This window comes from Pseudomonas frederiksbergensis, from assembly GCF_003732665.1.
Taxonomy (GTDB): domain Bacteria; phylum Pseudomonadota; class Gammaproteobacteria; order Pseudomonadales; family Pseudomonadaceae; genus Aquipseudomonas; species Aquipseudomonas frederiksbergensis_G.
The window spans coordinates 1-298 of sequence record NZ_MOBP01000204.1; the positions used below are offsets into that span (position 1 = coordinate 1).

The following is a 298-nucleotide window of genomic DNA, read 5'->3' on the forward strand; positions in this document are numbered from 1 at the left end:
TCTCAAAGCCGTTATCTCCGCCAACGGGGCACTAACCCTGCAGGTTGCCCGCTCACTCAAGCGTATTGGCCTGCACTGGGGCAGCGATATCGGTCTGCTGGGGTTTGATGAACTGGAGTGGGCGGAGCTGGCTGGCGTCGGCATTACCACCTTCAAACAGCCCACCTGGCAGATTGGCTATGCTGCTGTAGAACAAGTGGTTCGTCGTATTGAAGGCACCAGTGAGGCCGTACGCGAGCAGGTCTTCTCCGGCGAGCTGATCGTCCGCGGCTCCACCGCACGTTAATTTCCCCTTGTG

1 protein-coding gene is annotated in these 298 nt (G+C 59.1%); it reads left to right on the forward strand.

All coding sequences use genetic code 11. From position 1 onward, the window contains the following. Positions 1-286 (forward strand): substrate-binding domain-containing protein (locus BK665_RS33825; protein ID WP_185076753.1); only part of this gene is annotated, 286 nt, incomplete at its 5' end. Positions 287-298: the final 12 nt, after the last annotated feature.